Raw genomic sequence first — 17066 nt, forward strand, 5'->3', positions numbered from 1 at the left:
CGCGGCCGTGTCTCCCCGCTCACTCGGCGAGCATTCGCTTCAACAGCTCGATGACCTCGGACAGGCTCTTGTCCTTGGAGGCGAGCTCCTCGACCTTGCGCACGGCGTGCAGCACGGTCGTGTGGTCGCGTCCGCCGAAGCGACGGCCGATCTCCGGCAGCGAGCGCAGCGTCAGCACCTTGGACAGATACATGGCGATCTGCCGCGGGCGCACGACATTGGCGGTGCGGCGCGAGGAGAGAATATCCGCGCGCGAGATATTGTAGTGGCTGGCGACGAGCTTTTGAATGTCGTCGATCTTGACGCGCTTGGGCTCGGCGCTGCGCACGAGATCGCGAATGGCGTTCTCCGCCGTCTCGACGCAGAGCGGCGCGCCGTTCAGCGTCGAATGGGCGAGCAGGCGATTGACGGCGCCTTCGAGATCGCGGCCATTGGTGACGATGGTCTTGGCGATATAGGACATGACCGCCGGCGGCACATGGAAATTGGGCTGCGCCTCCTGCGCGGCGGCGATGCGCGCCTCCAAAATCTTCATACGCAATTCTTCGTCGAGCGGGCCGATATCGACGCAGAGCCCGCCCTTGAAGCGCGACAGCACGCGCTCGTCGAGAGTCTCGAGGTCGGAGGGCGGGCGATCGGCGGCGACGACCACCTGCTTGCCGGCGTCGATGAGCGAGTTCAGCGTGTGGCAGAACTCCTGCTGAATGGACTTGCCCTGCAGAAATTGCACATCGTCGATGATCAGCACGTCGATGTTGCGCAGCCGCTCCTTGAAGGCGATCGAATTCTGCTGCGACAGAGCGGAGACGAAGCCGCTCATGAACTTCTCGGCGGTGAGATAGAGCACGCGGCGCTTATTGTCATTGGCCGAGCGCGCCACCGCCTGCAGAAGATGCGTCTTGCCGAGTCCGACGGCCGCATGGGTGTAGAGCGGATTGAACAGCGGATGCTCGCCGGGACGGGCGTCGGCGACGCGACAGGCGGCCGCATAGGCGAGCTGGTTGGAGGGGCCGACGAGAAAGGTGGAGAAAGACAGACGACGATCGAGCGGCGAGCCGCCGAAAGACTCGCCGTCGCCGCGCGCCGCGTGGCGCATCGGCGCCTTGGCGGGCGGCGCTTCCACGCGCTCGACGACATGGGCGGCGGACGCCGGCGGCGCCTTCTCGACAACGGCGCCGGAAACGGTTTCCGCGTCACGAGCGCGCGGACGGCGCGTCGGCGAGCGCACGTCGATCACGATCTGCTCGAGCGAGGTGAATTCGGCGCACAGCCGCGTGCGGATGCGATCCGCATAGTGAGACTGAATCCAGCTCTTCAAGAATTTCGTCGGCACCGTCAGCAGCGCCGCGCCGTCCTTCAGACCTTCGAGCTCCAACCGCGCGAACCAGGAACTATAGACCGCCTCGCCGAGCTCGGCGCGCAGCCGCCCGCGCACGCGCTCCCATTTCTGCCGGGCTTCCGCCGACAGCTCGCTGGAATTCGACTGGTCATCGCTATTATCGGACATGGCTTTCTTTCGCGCTGAAGACGAGTCGAGGCGCGGCGCCGCGACAGCGTCGTCATAGTGAAGCGGATAAATGGTCGGTTTCGATCGATAGGCGCGATCGACGCTCTAGAGGACGCTTACGGCCGGCTCGGAGGACCCACGGAATTTTCGCCGAGGTCGAAGGGACTCCGTCCGTCCTTTCGACTGCGACCGCGCGACTCGCAGCGAGGCGCTGCGTCGTCGTTCGGTCTCGTGTCGGCTCGCCGCCCAAAAGCCATCACATCACCCCTACATCCGCGATGAGCGAAAGCCCGTCGCGGTCTTGATAATCGATCTGAAGATACGCAGACAGAAACGCACCTAGCGGCTATCGGCCGATGCATTCGTGGTGTGGTCGACGCATTCGTGGAACGCGTCGGGCAGTCCATCGCAGAGAAGGTGTCACCCGGAGGCTTACATGCGTCTACTCACCCATCCAAGCGACGGCCGCTCCTCAGCGCCACGCCACATTTCGAACCTACACGCCCGCTTTTGCGCACGCAACGATGGTCGAGCCGCAGAATGCGCGGAACGTCGCCGCATCGCCGCCGCAGTCACGCTCTTTGCCTGGATAAAGTCATGATTCGTCGCTCATAAAAATTTACGACGGCGGGAGGCGTGACGCAGCGATCTTCGTATTGTTACAGCACGCGCGTTGACGAACGGGGCCTGTCAAGCCCGGCAAGCGCTGGCGACGCGGCGGGCCTTTAACGCAATTAACTGTTTTTAAACCATGTACTCTGCGCACAAGAAAAGCGTGTGAAAAAAAAACCGCACACTAAGAAGACTAGCGGAGTCGGTTTGCCCGCGCGTCGAAATATTACGCAGAACGCAAAAAAGCCCGGCTGAGCCGGGCTTTCGAAACACGCCGTTTGCGCAAGAAAAGATCAGGCCGAAAGAGCCTTCACGCGCGCCGTGAGACGCGAGACTTTGCGCGATGCGGTGTTCTTGTGAATGACGCCATGCTGCGCGGCGCGCATCACGACCGGCGCAACGCTCTTGAGCACGGCGGCGGCCGTCGTGGCGTCGCCGCTGGCGATCGCCTCCTCGACCTTGCGGACCTGCGTGCGCAGCTGGCTGCGACGCGCGCGGTTGACGGCCGTGCGCCGGGCGATCTTGCGGACGGCCTTTTTGGCCGAGCTGGTGTTGGCCATCTTTTTTCCTTCGACGGTCGAGGCGTGAGGCGGGGTCGCCGCCCAAAAAAGCAAAGCGGCCGCGAAATCGCGGCCAGTTCGCCGGCCTTATACGCGGGCCGGCGTCGTTTCGTCAATGGCAGGGCCGAAGCGGCGCGTTCAACGATGCTCGAAACGCGGCGGCCGCTTCTCGATGAAGGCGGTCATGCCCTCCTTCTGATCCTGCGTCGCGAACAGCGAATAGAACAATCTCCGCTCGAAACGCACGCCTTCCGAGAGCGGCGTCTCATAGGCGCGCTCGACGGCCTCCTTGGCCATCAGCACGGCCGGCAGCGACAGAGCGGCGATCGTCCGCGCGCTCTTCAGCGCCTCTTCCAGCAGCTTGTCCGCAGGCACGATTCGGGCGACGAGGCCGCAGCGCTCGGCCTCCTCCGCGCCCATGAGCCGGCCGGTGAGCACCAGCTCCATCGCCTTGGATTTGCCGATGGAGCGCACCAGCCGCTGGGTGCCGCCGGAGCCGGGAATGACGCCCAGCTTGATCTCGGGCTGGCCGAATTTGGCGGTGTCGGCGGCCAGGATGAAGTCGCACATCATGGCCAGCTCGCAGCCGCCGCCCAGAGCATAGCCGGCGACGGCGGCGATGACGGGCTTGCGCGCGCGCGCCACGCCGTCCCAACGCGCCAGGAAATCGTCGAGATAGGCTTCGGCGACGGTCTTGTCGCGCAGCTCCTTAATGTCGGCGCCGGCGGCGAAAGCCTCCGCCGAGCCGGTCAGCACCACGCAGCCGATTTGAGGGTCCGCCTCGAAATGGGCCAGAGCGTCGGCGATCTCGCCGATCAGCCGCTCATTCAGCGCATTGAGCGCGTGCGGCCGGTTGAGCCGCAGCAGCGCGACGCGATCATGCGTCTCGATCTCGATCGTCTCGTAATCCAAGGCCGCCTCCTGCTTTCCGCTATCATGCGCCTATCAAATTTCGAAGTCGCCCTCATTCGCCTCGCTCTCGCCGAGGCCCGCGGCGACCGCGCGCCCATGCAGCTCGTCCAGCGTGATCGTATCGAGCTTGGCGAGCGCCTGGCGCTCCGCCTCCGCGAAGACGGGGTCGACCGCGAGCGTCAGCAGAGGCGGCGTCTCGCCGTCCTGCGCGCCCTCCTCCGCGCGCAGAGCGACGCGCACGATCTCGCCCACATTGAGGCGGCGGCGCTCACGCGCCAGCTCATAGCCGCCGGCCGGGCCGCGCACGCTCTTCAAAATGCCGGCGCGCACCATGGCCTGCAGCATGCTCTCGAGATGTCGCGGCGGCAGATCGTGACGCGCCGCCAGCGCACGCGACGACACCGGCCGCGACCGCGCATGCAAAGCGATGTCGAGCGCCGCCAGCACGGCGAGACGCGCGGGACGCGGCAGCAGGCTCATGCGTCCCCGCCCTCGCTCGCCCCCGTGGAGCCGAAGCCGCCGTCGCCGCGCGCCGTCTCCTCCAGCGCTTCCATCGTCTCGATCAGCTCGACATGCTCGTAGCGCGCCACCACGAGCTGCGCGATGCGCATTCCGCGCGAGATCTCGAATGGATGCGTCCCGAAGTTGACCAGCAGAACCTTCACCTCGCCGCGATAATCGCTATCGATGGTGCCGGGCGCATTGAGCACGCTGACGCCGAATTCCAGCGCCAGGCCGGAGCGCGGCCGCACCTGCGCCTCAAAGCCCGGCGGCAGCGCCAGCGAGAGGCCCGTCGGCACAAGATCGCGCGCGCCGGGCTTTAGCACCAGCTTGCCGCCGGGCGCGATCGCCGCGCGAAGGTCGAGCCCCGCCGCGCCCGCGCTGGCGTAGGCGGGAAGCGGCAGGCCTTCGCCATGCGACAGGCGGCGGATGGCGATCTTGGTCACGGCGTCTCTCCCAGAGTTTCGGCGATATGCGCGATGAGCCGCGCCGCGACCTCGGTCTTGTCCAAGCGCGGCCAGGAGGCGACGCCGGCGCGCGAGACGAGGTGAACCTCATTGCTGTCCGCGCCGAAGACGCCGACGCCGACGTCATTGGCGACGATGAGATCGCAACCCTTGCGCGCCAGCTTCTCCTGCGCATGGAGGAGCACGTCGCGCGTTTCCGCCGCGAAGCCGACGACCAGCGCCGGCCGCCCCTCGCGCCTCTGCGCGACGCTGGCGAGAATATCGGGATTCTCGCGCAGAACGAGCGTCGGCGGCGCGCGCGAGGCGCCCTTCTTGATCTTGTCGGCGGAGGGCTCGACGCGCCAATCGGCGACGGCCGCGGCGCCGATGAAAATATCCGCCGGCAGAGCCGCCTCCACCGCCTCGAGCATTTGCTGCGCCGTCTCGACATGGCGCGTGGCGACGCCTGTCGGATCGGCGATCTCGACCGGGCCGCTGACCAGAGTGACGCGCGCGCCGGCCTGCGCCGCGGCCGCAGCGATGGCGTGGCCCTGCTTGCCGGAGGAGCGGTTGGAGAGAAAGCGCGCCGGATCGATCGGCTCGCGCGTCGGCCCGGAGGTGACGAGCACATGGCGCCCGGCGAGCGGCCCCCGCCCTGCCAAGGAAAGCGGCAGAACCGTGTCCCCGCGTAGCGCCGTCTCTAAGGCGGCGACGATGGCGAGCGGCTCCGCCATGCGGCCGGGGCCATATTCGCCGCAGGCCATCTCGCCATCGTCCGGCCCGACGAAGAGCGCGCCGTCGCCACGCAAGGTCGCGACATTGCGCTGCGTCGCCGGATGCAGCCACATGCGCAGATTCATCGCCGGCGCCAGCAGCGCCCTTTTGTCGGTGGCGAGCAGCAGCGTCGTCGCCAGATCATCGGCGAGCCCCTGCGCCATGCGCGCCAGGAGATGCGCCGTCGCCGGCGCGACCACGACGAGATCGGCCTCCCGCGAGAGCCGGATATGGCCCATCTCCTGCTCGTCGGTGAGCGAGAAGAGGTCCTCGTAGACGCGCTCGCCGGAGAGGCTGGCGAAGGACAGCGGCGTGACGAAACGCGCCGCCGCCGCGGTGAGCACGACGCGCACGAAGGCGCCGCGCTCGCGCAGCCGGCGCACCAGCTCGAGCGACTTATAAGCGGCGACGCCGCCGCCGACGACGAGCAGAATGCGTTTGCCCGAGAGGCTCTGCGGATCGGAAGAAACCAAGCGACGGCTCCGCTGCTGTGAGAGGCGAAGAGAATACTCTTTTTCGCGGCGACCCGGAAAGAGCGCGGCTTTCTCCCCTCCTTCAGGGAAGGTCGGACCGGGCGACGGTTCGGGGTGGGGTCGCGGCCCTGCCCGATCGCCCTCGGAAGCCGTATCCCCTTGCGGCGCCATGGTCTATATTCGCGCCCGCAGGAATGAGGGAAGGGATGTCGGACTATTTGGACAAGGTGAATCGCATTCCGATCTCGGCCGATCTGCTCGGCGAGGTCATGGACATGCTGCGCGCGCTGCCCGTCGAGGAGCGCTGGGCCTCGGGCTCCCGCTCGTCCCGGCTCTATGAGATGCTGGAGCGCCGCGGGCTGACCGACACGGCCGATATCGTCGCCGTCGCCATAGACCTGCGCGTGACCGCCCTGCTGCGCCTGCAGAGCCTCGATGCGCTGCGCGGCTGGACGACCCCAGGCGGCGGGCTCCGCGCCAGCCTCGTCCACCCCGATCTGCTGAAAGCCGCCGCCGCCGAGCCGCTCATAGAGGAGGCGGGCGGCGAGGCGAGCTTCGACGTGGCGAGCTTCCGTCTGCGGCTGCTGGCGGGGGCGGAGGTTTATGGGCGGGCGTGAGGGCCGATCAATGCTGCCGAGGCTCGGTCAGGCCGTCGCGAGCCGTTCCCATTCCTTCTCGAAGTCGGCGCGGTAGCGCGCGCCCTCCTCATCGGGCAGGTAATGCGTCATGTCGGGGAAAATCTTTTCGTAGAGCGCGCGCTGCGAGAAATCCCAGACCATTTTCTCCTCGGCGCGCATTTCCGCGAGTATGCGCTCGAGACGACGGCGCACCTTGTCCGGATCAGGCCGATATTGCGGCTCCGGGACGGCGAAGAGATCGCCTTGCTCGGACGGGCTCGACGCCTGCGAAAGCTTCGCCATTCGGATTCTCCTTCTTTCGGAGACTCATACTTTTCTCGGCTTGCGCGCGCGAGGCGCCGGCGCGGGCTTTCCACCGGTTTCGGCGTCTGGAAAGGCCGCGAGATAGGCGCGGTCGATCGCCGCCATCTGGTCGATGGTGAAGGAGAGCGCGTCGCAGATGCGCTCGACCTGCCGTATCTCGTCCAGCGAGAGCGTGCGACCCTTGCGGGATTTGAGATATTTGTCGATCACCTGATAGCCGCCGATATGGAAATTCCAAACCTCCTCCGGCACGGGGCGGAAGCTCTGGCGGCCATTGATCGCGACCGCTTTCTCCGCCTCGCTGTAGCGGACGAACTCGACCGCATCCTCGCCCTTGCCGACGAGCTGGCCGAGCTTGCGGCGGGGCAGGTCGCGCAGGAGATGGACCTGGACGAGCGCCCAGCCGAGGGCGGAGAGCGCTTCGAAATGGACCGCCTTCTCTGGAAAAGGGATGCGGGGGAAGTCGAGACGGAGGAATTCGGCGTAGCGCGTGCGGTACGTCGGGGCGTGTAGAACGGCGTAGATGTAGCCGAGAATTTCCTCGGGAGAGTAATGGTGTCGGTAGCGGGCGTCGAGGTCGTCCCGGAAGTCGGGCTTAAAGTTTTCTACGCCTGTTTTCGCATCATTAGCTTTGTAAAGCGGAAACAAAAATCCATTGTTTGAAGTCTCTGGAGACATACAGATCACTTCAGAAATGTGCTCTGTTATTTGGACGTGCCGAAAATTCTCTCCCTTTGTCAATCTTGAAGTTATTAGAGCCAAATTGGATATCTGGCGCATATGCCGCATGGCTTCGGCGCGAGGGCGGCAGTGAAACCCGTTGGATTTACCCGTATAAAACGTCCATCGAACATCGAATGGGCGATAAAGGATATGAACAATGTGCTTTTCCTTTTCAGTTGCCGACCTAATATCCTGCTGCGCCCACATTACTTTCCAATCTTCTGCATCCGTGCCGAGGCGATATGTTTCCCTAGCGTCTTCTGTCTCACGTGAAGAAAAATCGTCGATTGTCTGTAGAAGTTCCTTCCTTTGAAAGTGAATCGTAAGAGCATCGCGCGCGGTGGCAACGCCCACACTTGCCGTCTCAAAAATTTCTCGAACTGAGGTAAAGCATTCATATTGGGTTCGAATTTCCGCATTCTGATAAGCGAATAGATAGGACTCGCATGTTGGATGCAACCTACTCAGGTGAGCGCTTTCAAGTGTTCCAATAGCCAGCGCCGAATATTTTTCTAGCCGCGTCCCCCAAATATCGGAACGCCAGATGCCACGCTCCATACCTGACCTTTTAATGAAGAAACTTAAAGCGACACCCTTTTGAATATCGAAGACATTTTCGTTCCGAGCGCCGCCCGGGGGTAGCTCTTTCGGCTTTATACTACCGTGTAGATCAATTACTATAATTCGATTGAAGCTCCGCATTAAACTCTGCCGCATCCCGCGGAAGGTGGGATTGTCGAGCCAAGAGTGATTGGTAATTATCCCGACGACTCCTTCATCAACGGCGTCCATCTTCGCTTGCGCAAATCGTATGAACTTCACATAATCGTCGTTTAGCCACTTGAGATTGCGCTCTCCGAGGGGCTTTTTGAACTCACGACCATCCGCATCCGCCTCAATAGTGAACTTATATGAATTTATTTCCTGGCTGATCCAAGCGCCTTTGTTTCTGGAGTGGCCCGAATAGGGTGGATTTCCGGTAATCACCAAAATTTTCTGATCCTTCACTTGCTGCGCTGCCTTCACCTCTTCGGTGATGGCGGGAAGGAGAAGATTGGCCTGCGGCTCCACCGGCTCCAGCGTATTGGTCAAAAACACCTGCAGCCGCTCGTCGGCGTGCAGCTCGTGCCCCTTGTCCTTGAGATATTGCGATAGCTTCAAATGCGCGATCGTATAGGGAGCGATCAGATATTCGAAGCCGAAGATATTGCGCAGAATATGCTCGCGGACGACCTTCTTCGCCTTGCCGACGTCGGCGCCGCCGATCGTTTCGAAGATGCGCTCGAACACTTCGAGCAGAAACGTCCCCGTGCCGCAGGCGAAGTCCAGCACGGTCACGCGCTCGTGATCGGCGAGGCCGTCGGCGATGCCGAACTCGCTCTTCAAAATATCGTCGACCGCGCGGACGATGAAATTCACGATCGGCGGCGGCGTGTAATAGACGCCGCGCGCCTTGCGCGTCTCCTTGTCATAGGCTTTGAGGAAGTCCTCGTAAAAATAGATGAAAGGATCGCGCTCGAAGAGCCGATGCTCCTCCTCGTCCTGCGCGCGGACCTTGCGGCTGATCGCCTTGCGCCGCCGGAACGACAGATCGGAATGAACGGCGGTTAGATCGAGCCCGTTGACGATGGAGAGGATTTCATCGACGACCCAGCGGGCCTCCTCATATTCCGCCTCGTTCATCTCCTCGAGGAAGCGCACCAGCTCCCGTATCAGCCGGAAGGAGCCGGGAATGAAGCGCCGAACATTCTCCAGCGTGACCTTCTCATTCGCATCGGCGTTGAGCCGCGCGAGAAACAGGCCATAGGCGAGCATTTGCGCGAAAGCGTCGGCGAATTCCTTCAGCTCCAATTCGTGGAACACCTGCTGACGGAACACTTCATAGAGCGCGTGGAGCCGGCCTTCCCTGTGCTCCTTCGACTGTCGAAGCAGCTCCTCCTCGAGAAAGTCGCGCAGCAGCCGCGCGCGCGTCGCCAGCTCTATCGCGAGCTGCTCGGAGTGGGCCACGCCCTGCGGAGCGGTGGAGAAGAAGGCCGAGAGGAGCTTGCCGACCTCGGCCGCCTTTTGCGGATCGACGCGAAGCTTGCGGCTCTCGAGATCGGACGGAAAGGCGAGAACCGCGCGGGCGCGCAGCTTGGCGGTCTTGTCGATCCAGAGAAATTGGAGATAGTCCGAAACGATGATGTTGTCCGAGAGCTTGCAATAGCGCTTGATCTGGTCGGTCTTCAGGATTTTGTCGAGGTTCTCGCCGATCTCCTTGACCTCGACATAGCCGAGGATCATCCCGGCGCGGGCGACCATGAAATCCGGCCGCCCCTGCTCGCCGCCCTTCGTCTCCTGATGGACCTTCAGACCCCTTTGCGACGCCTCATGGGCGAAGCGCTCGAGCAAGGCTTCGAGGGCCGAGCGTCCGGTAAATTCGGTCTGCTTCTCGAGTGGGGTCTCGCGCAATTTTTTCAGGTAATCGTCGAATCGGGTGTCCATTGCTCCTCCGCGTGGGCAATAAAGCCGCTTTTCGGGAGGGTGTGAAGCCGATCGCCCCCCTCCCCCGCTAGCCCTCCGCCCCCCGCCGTGGCAAAGCGTCCCGCATGACGTCCGGCCCCTCCCCCGCGATTCTCGCCCCCATGGCGCAGCGGCTGCAGCTCGCCGATTATCGCTCCTATGCTGCGCTGGATTGCGCGATAGAGGCGCCGCTGGTGGCGCTCACCGGCGAGAATGGGGCCGGCAAGACCAATATTCTCGAGGCGCTGTCGCTGTTCTCGGCCGGGCGCGGGCTGCGCGGGGCCGAGCTTTCCGATTGCGCGCGGCGGCAGGGCTCCGGCGGTTTCGCCGTCTCGATCGAGCTTTCCGCCGATGGCGTCGTCACGCAGCTCGGCCATGGGCTGGAGCCGGCCAGCGGCGAGCAGAGCGCGGCGCGGCGCTTTCGCATCGACAGGGCGCCGGTCTCCTCCGCCCGCGCTTTCGCCGATCATCTGCGCCCGCTGTGGCTCACCCCCGCGATGGACGGGCTGTTCGCCGGGCCAGCGGGCGATCGGCGGCGCTTTCTGGATCGGCTGGCGCTCAGCCTCGACGCCGAGCATGGCGCGCGCGCGGCCAAGCTCGAGCGCGCTCTGCGCAATCGCAACCGCCTGCTCGCCGAGGAGACCGCCGACGCCCGCTGGCTGGACGCCGCCGAGCGCGAGATCGCCGCGCTCGGCGTCGCCGTCGCCGCGGCGCGGGGCGAGACCGTGCTGCGGCTGCGCGCGCTCATCGCGAGAGAGCGCGACGACAGCTCGCCCTTTCCCTGGGCCGAGGTTTCGATAGAGGGGGAGCTGGAGCGCATGATCGGCGAGGAGCCCGCGCTGCAGGTGGAGGATCGCTATCGCGCGCGCCTCGCCGCCGCACGCCGCCGCGACGCCGCCGCCGGCCGCACGCTGGAAGGCCCGCAGGCGAGCGATCTATCCGTGCGCCACGGCCCAAAGGACGAGGCGGCGCGCGCCTGCTCCACCGGCGAGCAGAAGGCGCTGCTGGCCGGTCTCGTTCTCGCCCATGCGAGGCTGGTGGCGGCGACCACAGGCCGCGCGCCGCTGCTGCTGCTGGACGAGGTGGCGGCGCATTTCGATCCGCTGCGCCGCGAGGCGCTCTACGCCGAGCTTGCGCGCATCGGCGGGCAAGTGTGGATGACGGGCGCCGACCCTGACGTGTTCGCCACGCTCGGCGGCCGCGCGCAGCTGCTGCGCGTCTTTCCTGGGCGCATCGAGAGCGCGATGTGAGTCTTTCGCGAAGCTCCCAAAAAAGGCCGCATTCGAGGCCCTGAACAGACGCGCCCCGGTCCCTAGAGCGCTATCCGATCCAATTGGATCGGATAGCGCTCTAAACTTCTCTCGTTAGGCGCGAATTCTGATCGATCGAACGATTCCGTTCGATCGGAAAGCGCGCTAGAGTCCGGGGGAAAACGTAGCCGCCGAACCATCGAAGAAGCGCATGCGCGAGCCGAATGAAATCGATTTTTGGCGCGGCTTCGCTCTCGTCACCATTTTCATCAATCATATTCCGGGGATTTTTTTCGAGCGCTTCACCTTCCGCAATGTGGCGATCTCCGATTCGGCGGAGCTGTTCGTTTTTCTCGCCGGCTGGGCGCTGCGCAAGCTGGTGGACGGGCCGGCGCGGACGCTCTCGGCGCGCTATCTGATCCTGCGGCTCGAGGGGCGCGCCTTCACCGTCTATCTGGCGCAGCTCGTGATCGCGCAATTGGCCGTCGCGCTGCAGGCCGGCGCCTCGCTGCTGCTGGACGCGCCCTTTCTGCTGGACTGGAACAACGCCTCGGGCATTTTCACCGATCCGGTGCGCGCCAATCTCGGCCTCGTGCTGCTGACCTTTCAGCTCGGCTATTTCGACATTCTGCCGCTCTATGTCGTGCTGATGCTGGCCTCGCCGCTGATCGCCCTCTCATATCGCCATGCGCGAGCGCTGCTGCTGCCGGCCTCGCTCGCCATCTGGGCCTATGCGCTGGCCTTCGGCGTCAATTTCCCGACGTGGCCGGTGGAGGGCGCCTGGTTCTTCGATCCGCTGGCCTGGCAGCTCGTCTTCGTGCTCGGCTTTCTGCTCGCCGGCGAGGATGGAATCGGCGGCCTCGTTCGCCGCTATCGCAAGCCTCTGTGGTGGGCGGCGCTGCCGCTCGTGCTGCTCGGCGTCGTTGCGGCGCGGACGGAATTCGATCCCTCGCCGATCGCTCTGCCGGAGCCCAAGCTGTTCTTCGTCTTCGACAAGACCTTTCTCTCGCCGGCGCGGCTGCTCTCCAATCTGGCCATTGTCGCGGTCTTCGCGGGCGCTTTTGCCGCGATCTCGCGAGGCGTTCCGCGCATCGCGGATTTTCTTTCTGCGCTCGGCCGCAATTCGCTCAATGTATTCTGCGCCGGGTCGCTGCTGAGCCTCGCCGGGCAGATCTTCCGCTTCGCCTATAGCGGGGATGTTGTAAGCGACGCTTTTATCGTTATGTTCGGCATCGCTGCGATGGGGGCGACCGCATGGGCTTCGGAATGGCGCGAAAGGTTGCGGGCAAAATCGGCGCGGGCTCCGGCGTAGCGCTGGCGCTCGCGGCGTCGCTCGCCTGCGCGCAAGAACGCGCGCCAGACTCCGCGCCGCCGGAGGCCGCGCCGCCGCTCAGTCCCGCCTGCGAGGCGCCGGCGGGCGACATAGCCGCGCCCGCCATGCTGCCGCATTTCGCGAAGGCGCTGCGCGACCGCAAATCGGCGCGCATTCTCGCCATCGGCTCCTCCTCCACTTCCGGCGTCGGCGCCTCCTCGGACGCCAAAAGCTATCCGGCTCAGCTCGAGGCCATTCTCGAGGGCGCGCTGAAAGGCGTCGATGTGGTCGTCGAAAATCGCGGCGTCGCCGGCGAAGTGGCGGCCGTCACCGCCGAGCGCATCAAGAGCGAGGTAGCGCGGGAGAAGCCCGATCTCCTGCTCTGGCAGCTCGGCACCAATGACGCGCTGGTGCGCATCGCGCCGGACGAGTTCGAGAATACGGTGCGCTCGACGATACGCTGGCTGAAGGCCAATGAGATCGACGTCGTTCTCGTCGGCCTGCAATATAGCTCGCGCTTCTCGCGAGACGAGGAATATTTCGCGATCCGAAATGCGCTGCAGCGCGTGGCGACGGCGGAGAACGTCGCCTATGTGCGCCGCTATGACGCGATGCGCTTCATCGCGCAGAACCACGCCAATCTGCAAATGATGGCGCGCGACAATTTCCACCTCAACGATCTCGGCTATCAATGCATGGCCGAGCATATCGCGCGCGCGGTGATCGTCGGCGTGTTCGCCAAGCGGCGCCCGAGCGGGAATTGACGCTTCATCGACGGAGAGCGCATCTTTTCGACACACTCGTTTTCCCGACAGGAGGCCAAGGAAGTGGACTGGAAAGCGTTCTTCTGTAAGCTTTTGGGCAGCGCGCGCTTCGAAGGCGAGCTCGTGAAGAGAATTGATATCAGCAAAGCGCCATTCTGCATCACTTTAGAATGCCGCCAAAATGAAGATGGGATTTTTGGCGTGCTGAATATCAGCGGAGCTGGAAGCGTGGATGAATTCTACCTCGATAAGAATTCTATCGCACGATTGGCTGCCGGGCTTTCGGACGTAGGATTGGGTCGAGGCGAGACGCTCCGTTAACACGCAAAATCACGACAATCGGCTATCCCCGCATAATGGAGCATTTGGCGCGCATGTCGGCGCCCGGCGAAAGCCGCCGCGCCGACTTTGCAACGAAAGCTCAGAGCCGCTTCAGCCCTTCCTCGAAGCTGATGACCTCGAAGCGCTGATCATACTTGGCCGCGCCATCGGCGAGCGTGTCGATCTTTTCGGCCGTGTCATATTTCTTCATCTTCGTCTTATCGAGATAGAGAAGCTCGATCAGCTCATTGTAGACGGAGGTGTCGTCGATCGGCAGAACATAGAGCGGCACGCCGTCTATGCTGATCTCATAGCGCGAAGCGCGGTCGAGATCGGAGACATAGATGAAATATTTGCCCTCCGGCTTCGCGCTCGCGCCGAGCGCTGCGACGAGAGCGGGAAGCTCACGATAAGAGGCGAGCGATCCGGCGAGAAACGACAGCCCCGCCTCGCCTTCCTGCGCAGTGGCGTGAACGCCTTCCAATGCGAGCAGCGGATCGAGCGTGACGGCGAATTCGCCGCGAAAGCCGAAGCGGCCGGCGTGATGCGTCGCTCCCTTGTGGCTGGGCTTCAACAGCCGGCCTTCTGCCTCCAGGCGCTGGAAGGCGGTCGTTTCGATAGACGTCATGTTCGGCTTTCGCTATCCGCCCCTTCTCGAAACATTCGAGACCGTGACGGTCGATTGAGAAGAGGCAGTCGCGACGGCGTTCGCGCCGGAGCAGGCGCGCCGAAGCGGACGCTGACGCGTCGCAGGCTCGATCATGGAAGAAAGATTAGGGGACGACTCTCGAAAGCTCGCGCGAGATCGTCCGGTCCAGAAGGCGCAGCCGCGGAACCGACAAAAATGTCGGCTTTCGATCCACGCGACGACATTTGTCGCTCCTCACCAATCCTCAAGCAACTTCCGCGCCGCCCTCACTGCTCGAGCGCGAGGCAAAGCGACGGATGCGCGCCCTCGATCGTGAGACGCTCGGCGCGATATTCAATCGTATCGCCGATACACGGAAAGGACCGATCCGTCGCCCCTCTATGCGCTGCGCCATTCGATAGGACAGATAGGCGAGCGCGACTCCAGCGACCGGGTCCACGAAATAATGCCCGCCTTCCGTCACCGTTCCCACCATCAGAGCGATATCGACGACGCATAAGAAATAGAAGGCCGGGCGCACGGTTCGCAGGCTCAGCGGCGTCAACGCGCCGACTACGGCGTGAAAGGAGGGAAAGCTCAGAAGGCCGCCGATCGCGCTGCTCTCGAGGTTCAGCGGCGCGGACTCGCGCAGACGGGTCAGATGATCGAGCGGCGTCCGACCGCCGAAGCGAAGCTCATGAAACAGAGAATCGTCGACGAGAGTGACGGCGCTCGAGGCCGGCAGGAAGGCGGCGATGACGATCGTCGCCGTGAGCGCGATCGCGAATGCGAGAAGATAGACGCGCAATTCGCCGATACGCTCGAGCGCGACCAGCAGAACCACCGGCGCGATGATCTGCATGGTCATGCTCGAATAAGCTTCCCGCAGCCACTTCGCCAACAACGGGCGATCGTCGACATAATGGGCGAAGGCCAGCCAATCGCCGCCGAGCCATCGATCGAGCGAGAGAAACAGCTCGTCCTGCAGCGGCATGGCGAGACGCTGCGTCGCATAGCTCGCGAAAATTCCAGCGAGCGACGTCGCCACGATATAGATCAGCGAATAGACGAATATCGGCGCGACGCGCGAGACGAAGCTCGGCGAGGCGAAGCGGCAATAGAGGTCGAGAGCGACGACCGCGACGACGAAAAGGCTCGGGTCCGGGAAGGATGGCAGCGTCAGCCCCGTCGCTTTTGCGCCGACATAGGCGCTCGCCATCATCGCGAGGCTGAGGCGCGCGGCAGCCGATGGAACCGCTATGAAGCGCAATCGCAAATGATCGAGACAAAGGTCGTGAAATCGGCGCGAAATATGAACAGCCTTGCAAAAGAACATAGAATGCATGCTCGAAAGCTCGCGTCTCGAAATGATTTGGAGACGCGCCGCCGAACGCGACGGAAACGCCCCTGAAATATGCCGACTCGCGCCGGCGCTCCAATGAATACTCGACTACGAAACCGCGGTTACATTTCGGTAAACGACTAATTTTATGATGATTTCCAGTAATATAGATATCTCACCAGTCTATCGGAGCGCGTCCTTTCGATTCGAGATAGCCGTTCGCCTTGGAAAAATGCCTGCAGCCGCAAAAGCCGCGCGCTCTATCGCAAAGAACGGCGTAGCACGGCGAGCACGACGCTGATGGCCAGAAGCCCCGAGCCCATGATGACGAGGGGCTGGCCCTTGGCGTCTCCTGTAACGATGAAGGCCAGCCCCATCGCCGCCAGGATGCCGCCGATCGCTCCTGTCGCGATCGGGGTCTTCATCGAGGCCCCGCTCTTCTGGAATCTTTTCTGAATCTGGCGCGTGTTTTCTTGGAGCGTGAACATATCCATCCACGATTGCGCGCAAGCGTCCGAGCATACCACGCCATTGCTCTCGACCCGCGCGCACGAGTGACACACGCCTTTTCCGCAAGATTTGCAGACGCCGACCGCGTCGACATCCGAATGTGAAAAACACTTCATGATTTCATTCCCCTAATAGACCTGAGAACCCGTTCGGCTCTTGCCGACAATACAGGAGAAGCGCTCGCTTCACCGACGCTGGCGTCGCCTCACCAGTCGATTGGCGTCCGCCCCTGCGCGACCAGATAGGCGTTCGCTTTCGAAAAATGCTTGCAGCCGAAGAAGCCGCGCGCCGACAGCGGCGAGGGATGCGCGCTCTCGAGCACGAGATGCCGCGAGCGATCGACGCCCGCGCCCTTCTGCCGCGCATAATTGCCCCAGAGCAGGAAGACGATTCCCTCGCGCTCGCGCGAGAGCGCCTGCACGGCGGCGTCGGTGAAGCGCTCCCAGCCCTTGCCCTGATGCGAGCCGGCGGCGCTGTCGCGCACGGTGAGCGTGGCGTTGAGCAGCAGCACGCCCTGTTGCGCCCAGCGCGAGAGATCCGGGTCGCGCGACACGGGCCGTCCGAGGTCGCTCTCGATCTCCTTGAAGATGTTCTGCAGCGAAGGCGGCGGCGGAATGTCGCGGCCGACCGCGAAGCACAGGCCATTGGCCTGGCCGCGGCCGTGATAGGGATCCTGGCCGAGGATCACCACTTCCACGGCGTCGAAGGGACATTCGTCGAAGGCGCGGAAAATCTGCTTGGCCGGCGGATAGACCGGACCGCGCGCATATTCCTCGCGCACGAATTGGCGCAATGCGTCGAAATAAGGCTGCTCGAACTCCGCCGCGAGGCGCAGCTTCCAGCTCTCGTCGATTTGAACGGGTTTGTTCATATCCGCCACGCTAACATGCGTTTGCGCCGGGCGAGAACCCGGCCGTGTCGCAAAAGCGCGAGAATGATGTTTCAAACATCATCTTGGCGAGATAAAACATGCCTGCTAATATATAAA

General features: G+C 63.6%; 17 protein-coding genes. 5 read left to right on the forward strand and 12 right to left on the reverse strand.

Annotated elements, in window-relative coordinates; genetic code table 11:
* Window positions 1-19: 19 nt before the first annotated feature.
* The 6 genes from dnaA to coaBC form a co-directional block, all read right to left on the reverse strand.
* On the reverse strand, window positions 20-1507 hold the full coding sequence (dnaA, locus tag GYH34_RS15530) for a chromosomal replication initiator protein DnaA (protein ID WP_161914371.1): 1488 nt from the start codon (window positions 1505-1507) through the stop codon (window positions 20-22).
* A gap of 905 nt (window positions 1508-2412) precedes the next feature.
* On the reverse strand, window positions 2413-2679 hold the full coding sequence (gene rpsT / locus GYH34_RS15535) for a 30S ribosomal protein S20 (protein WP_161914372.1): 267 nt from the start codon (window positions 2677-2679) through the stop codon (window positions 2413-2415).
* A gap of 138 nt (window positions 2680-2817) precedes the next feature.
* Window positions 2818-3591, reverse strand: a complete 774-nt coding sequence (locus GYH34_RS15540) for an enoyl-CoA hydratase (protein ID WP_161914373.1) — start codon at window positions 3589-3591, stop codon at window positions 2818-2820.
* Window positions 3592-3624: 33 nt separating this feature from the next.
* Entirely contained in the window at window positions 3625-4071 is a 447-nt protein-coding gene (locus GYH34_RS15545; protein WP_161914374.1) for an Rrf2 family transcriptional regulator, read from the reverse strand.
* Complete coding sequence (dut, locus tag GYH34_RS15550; protein ID WP_161914375.1) at window positions 4068-4538, reverse strand: dUTP diphosphatase; 471 nt, start codon at window positions 4536-4538, stop codon at window positions 4068-4070. Before dut ends, GYH34_RS15545 begins: the two co-directional genes overlap by 4 nt.
* Complete coding sequence (gene coaBC / locus GYH34_RS15555; protein ID WP_161914376.1) at window positions 4535-5785, reverse strand: bifunctional phosphopantothenoylcysteine decarboxylase/phosphopantothenate--cysteine ligase CoaBC; 1251 nt, start codon at window positions 5783-5785, stop codon at window positions 4535-4537. The genes dut and coaBC overlap by 4 nt, the downstream gene beginning before the upstream one ends.
* A 206-nt stretch (window positions 5786-5991) precedes the next feature.
* Between coaBC and GYH34_RS15560 the strand changes: the two genes are divergently transcribed.
* Window positions 5992-6402 (forward strand): hypothetical protein, encoded by a 411-nt coding sequence (locus GYH34_RS15560; protein WP_161914377.1) that lies wholly within the window; start codon window positions 5992-5994, stop codon window positions 6400-6402.
* Window positions 6403-6429: 27 nt separating this feature from the next.
* On the opposite strand, the gene GYH34_RS15565 is transcribed toward GYH34_RS15560, so the two are convergent.
* Both GYH34_RS15565 and GYH34_RS15570 read right to left on the reverse strand, forming a co-directional pair.
* A complete protein-coding gene (locus tag GYH34_RS15565; protein WP_161914378.1) occupies window positions 6430-6705 on the reverse strand; it encodes a hypothetical protein in 276 nt (91 codons plus the stop codon).
* Window positions 6706-6729: 24 nt separating this feature from the next.
* Window positions 6730-9750, reverse strand: coding sequence for a type ISP restriction/modification enzyme (locus tag GYH34_RS15570; RefSeq protein WP_161914379.1), 3021 nt, complete (start codon window positions 9748-9750; stop codon window positions 6730-6732).
* 287 nt (window positions 9751-10037) lie between these two features.
* Here GYH34_RS15570 and recF point away from each other — a divergent pair, with 287 nt between their 5' ends.
* The 4 genes from recF to GYH34_RS15590 all read left to right on the forward strand — a co-directional run bounded on the left by recF (window position 10038) and on the right by GYH34_RS15590 (window position 13598).
* Window positions 10038-11201, forward strand: coding sequence for a DNA replication/repair protein RecF (recF, locus tag GYH34_RS15575; protein ID WP_244635148.1), 1164 nt, complete (start codon window positions 10038-10040; stop codon window positions 11199-11201).
* 211 nt (window positions 11202-11412) lie between these two features.
* A complete protein-coding gene (locus GYH34_RS15580; protein ID WP_161914380.1) occupies window positions 11413-12513 on the forward strand; it encodes an OpgC domain-containing protein in 1101 nt (366 codons plus the stop codon).
* Window positions 12468-13277 carry a GDSL-type esterase/lipase family protein gene (locus tag GYH34_RS15585; protein ID WP_244635149.1) on the forward strand — a complete coding sequence of 270 codons (810 nt, stop codon included), beginning with the start codon at window positions 12468-12470 and terminating at the stop codon, window positions 13275-13277. The genes GYH34_RS15580 and GYH34_RS15585 overlap by 46 nt, the downstream gene beginning before the upstream one ends.
* 63 nt (window positions 13278-13340) lie before the next feature.
* On the forward strand, window positions 13341-13598 hold the full coding sequence (locus GYH34_RS15590) for a hypothetical protein (protein ID WP_161914382.1): 258 nt from the start codon (window positions 13341-13343) through the stop codon (window positions 13596-13598).
* 100 nt (window positions 13599-13698) lie between these two features.
* Here GYH34_RS15590 and GYH34_RS15595 read toward each other — a convergent pair whose 3' ends face one another.
* The 4 genes from GYH34_RS15595 to ung form a co-directional block, all read right to left on the reverse strand.
* Window positions 13699-14226, reverse strand: a complete 528-nt coding sequence (locus GYH34_RS15595) for a hypothetical protein (RefSeq protein ID WP_161914383.1) — start codon at window positions 14224-14226, stop codon at window positions 13699-13701.
* 265 nt (window positions 14227-14491) lie between these two features.
* A complete protein-coding gene (locus tag GYH34_RS15600) occupies window positions 14492-15562 on the reverse strand; it encodes a phosphatase PAP2 family protein (RefSeq protein ID WP_161914384.1) in 1071 nt (356 codons plus the stop codon).
* Window positions 15563-15828: 266 nt separating this feature from the next.
* Window positions 15829-15993, reverse strand: a complete 165-nt coding sequence (locus GYH34_RS15610) for a hypothetical protein (RefSeq protein ID WP_161914385.1) — start codon at window positions 15991-15993, stop codon at window positions 15829-15831.
* A gap of 290 nt (window positions 15994-16283) precedes the next feature.
* Window positions 16284-16949, reverse strand: coding sequence for a uracil-DNA glycosylase (gene ung, locus GYH34_RS15615; protein ID WP_161914386.1), 666 nt, complete (start codon window positions 16947-16949; stop codon window positions 16284-16286).
* Between the last annotated feature and the right edge of the window lie 117 nt (window positions 16950-17066).

The organism is Methylosinus sp. C49, from assembly GCF_009936375.1.
Taxonomy (GTDB): domain Bacteria; phylum Pseudomonadota; class Alphaproteobacteria; order Rhizobiales; family Beijerinckiaceae; genus Methylosinus.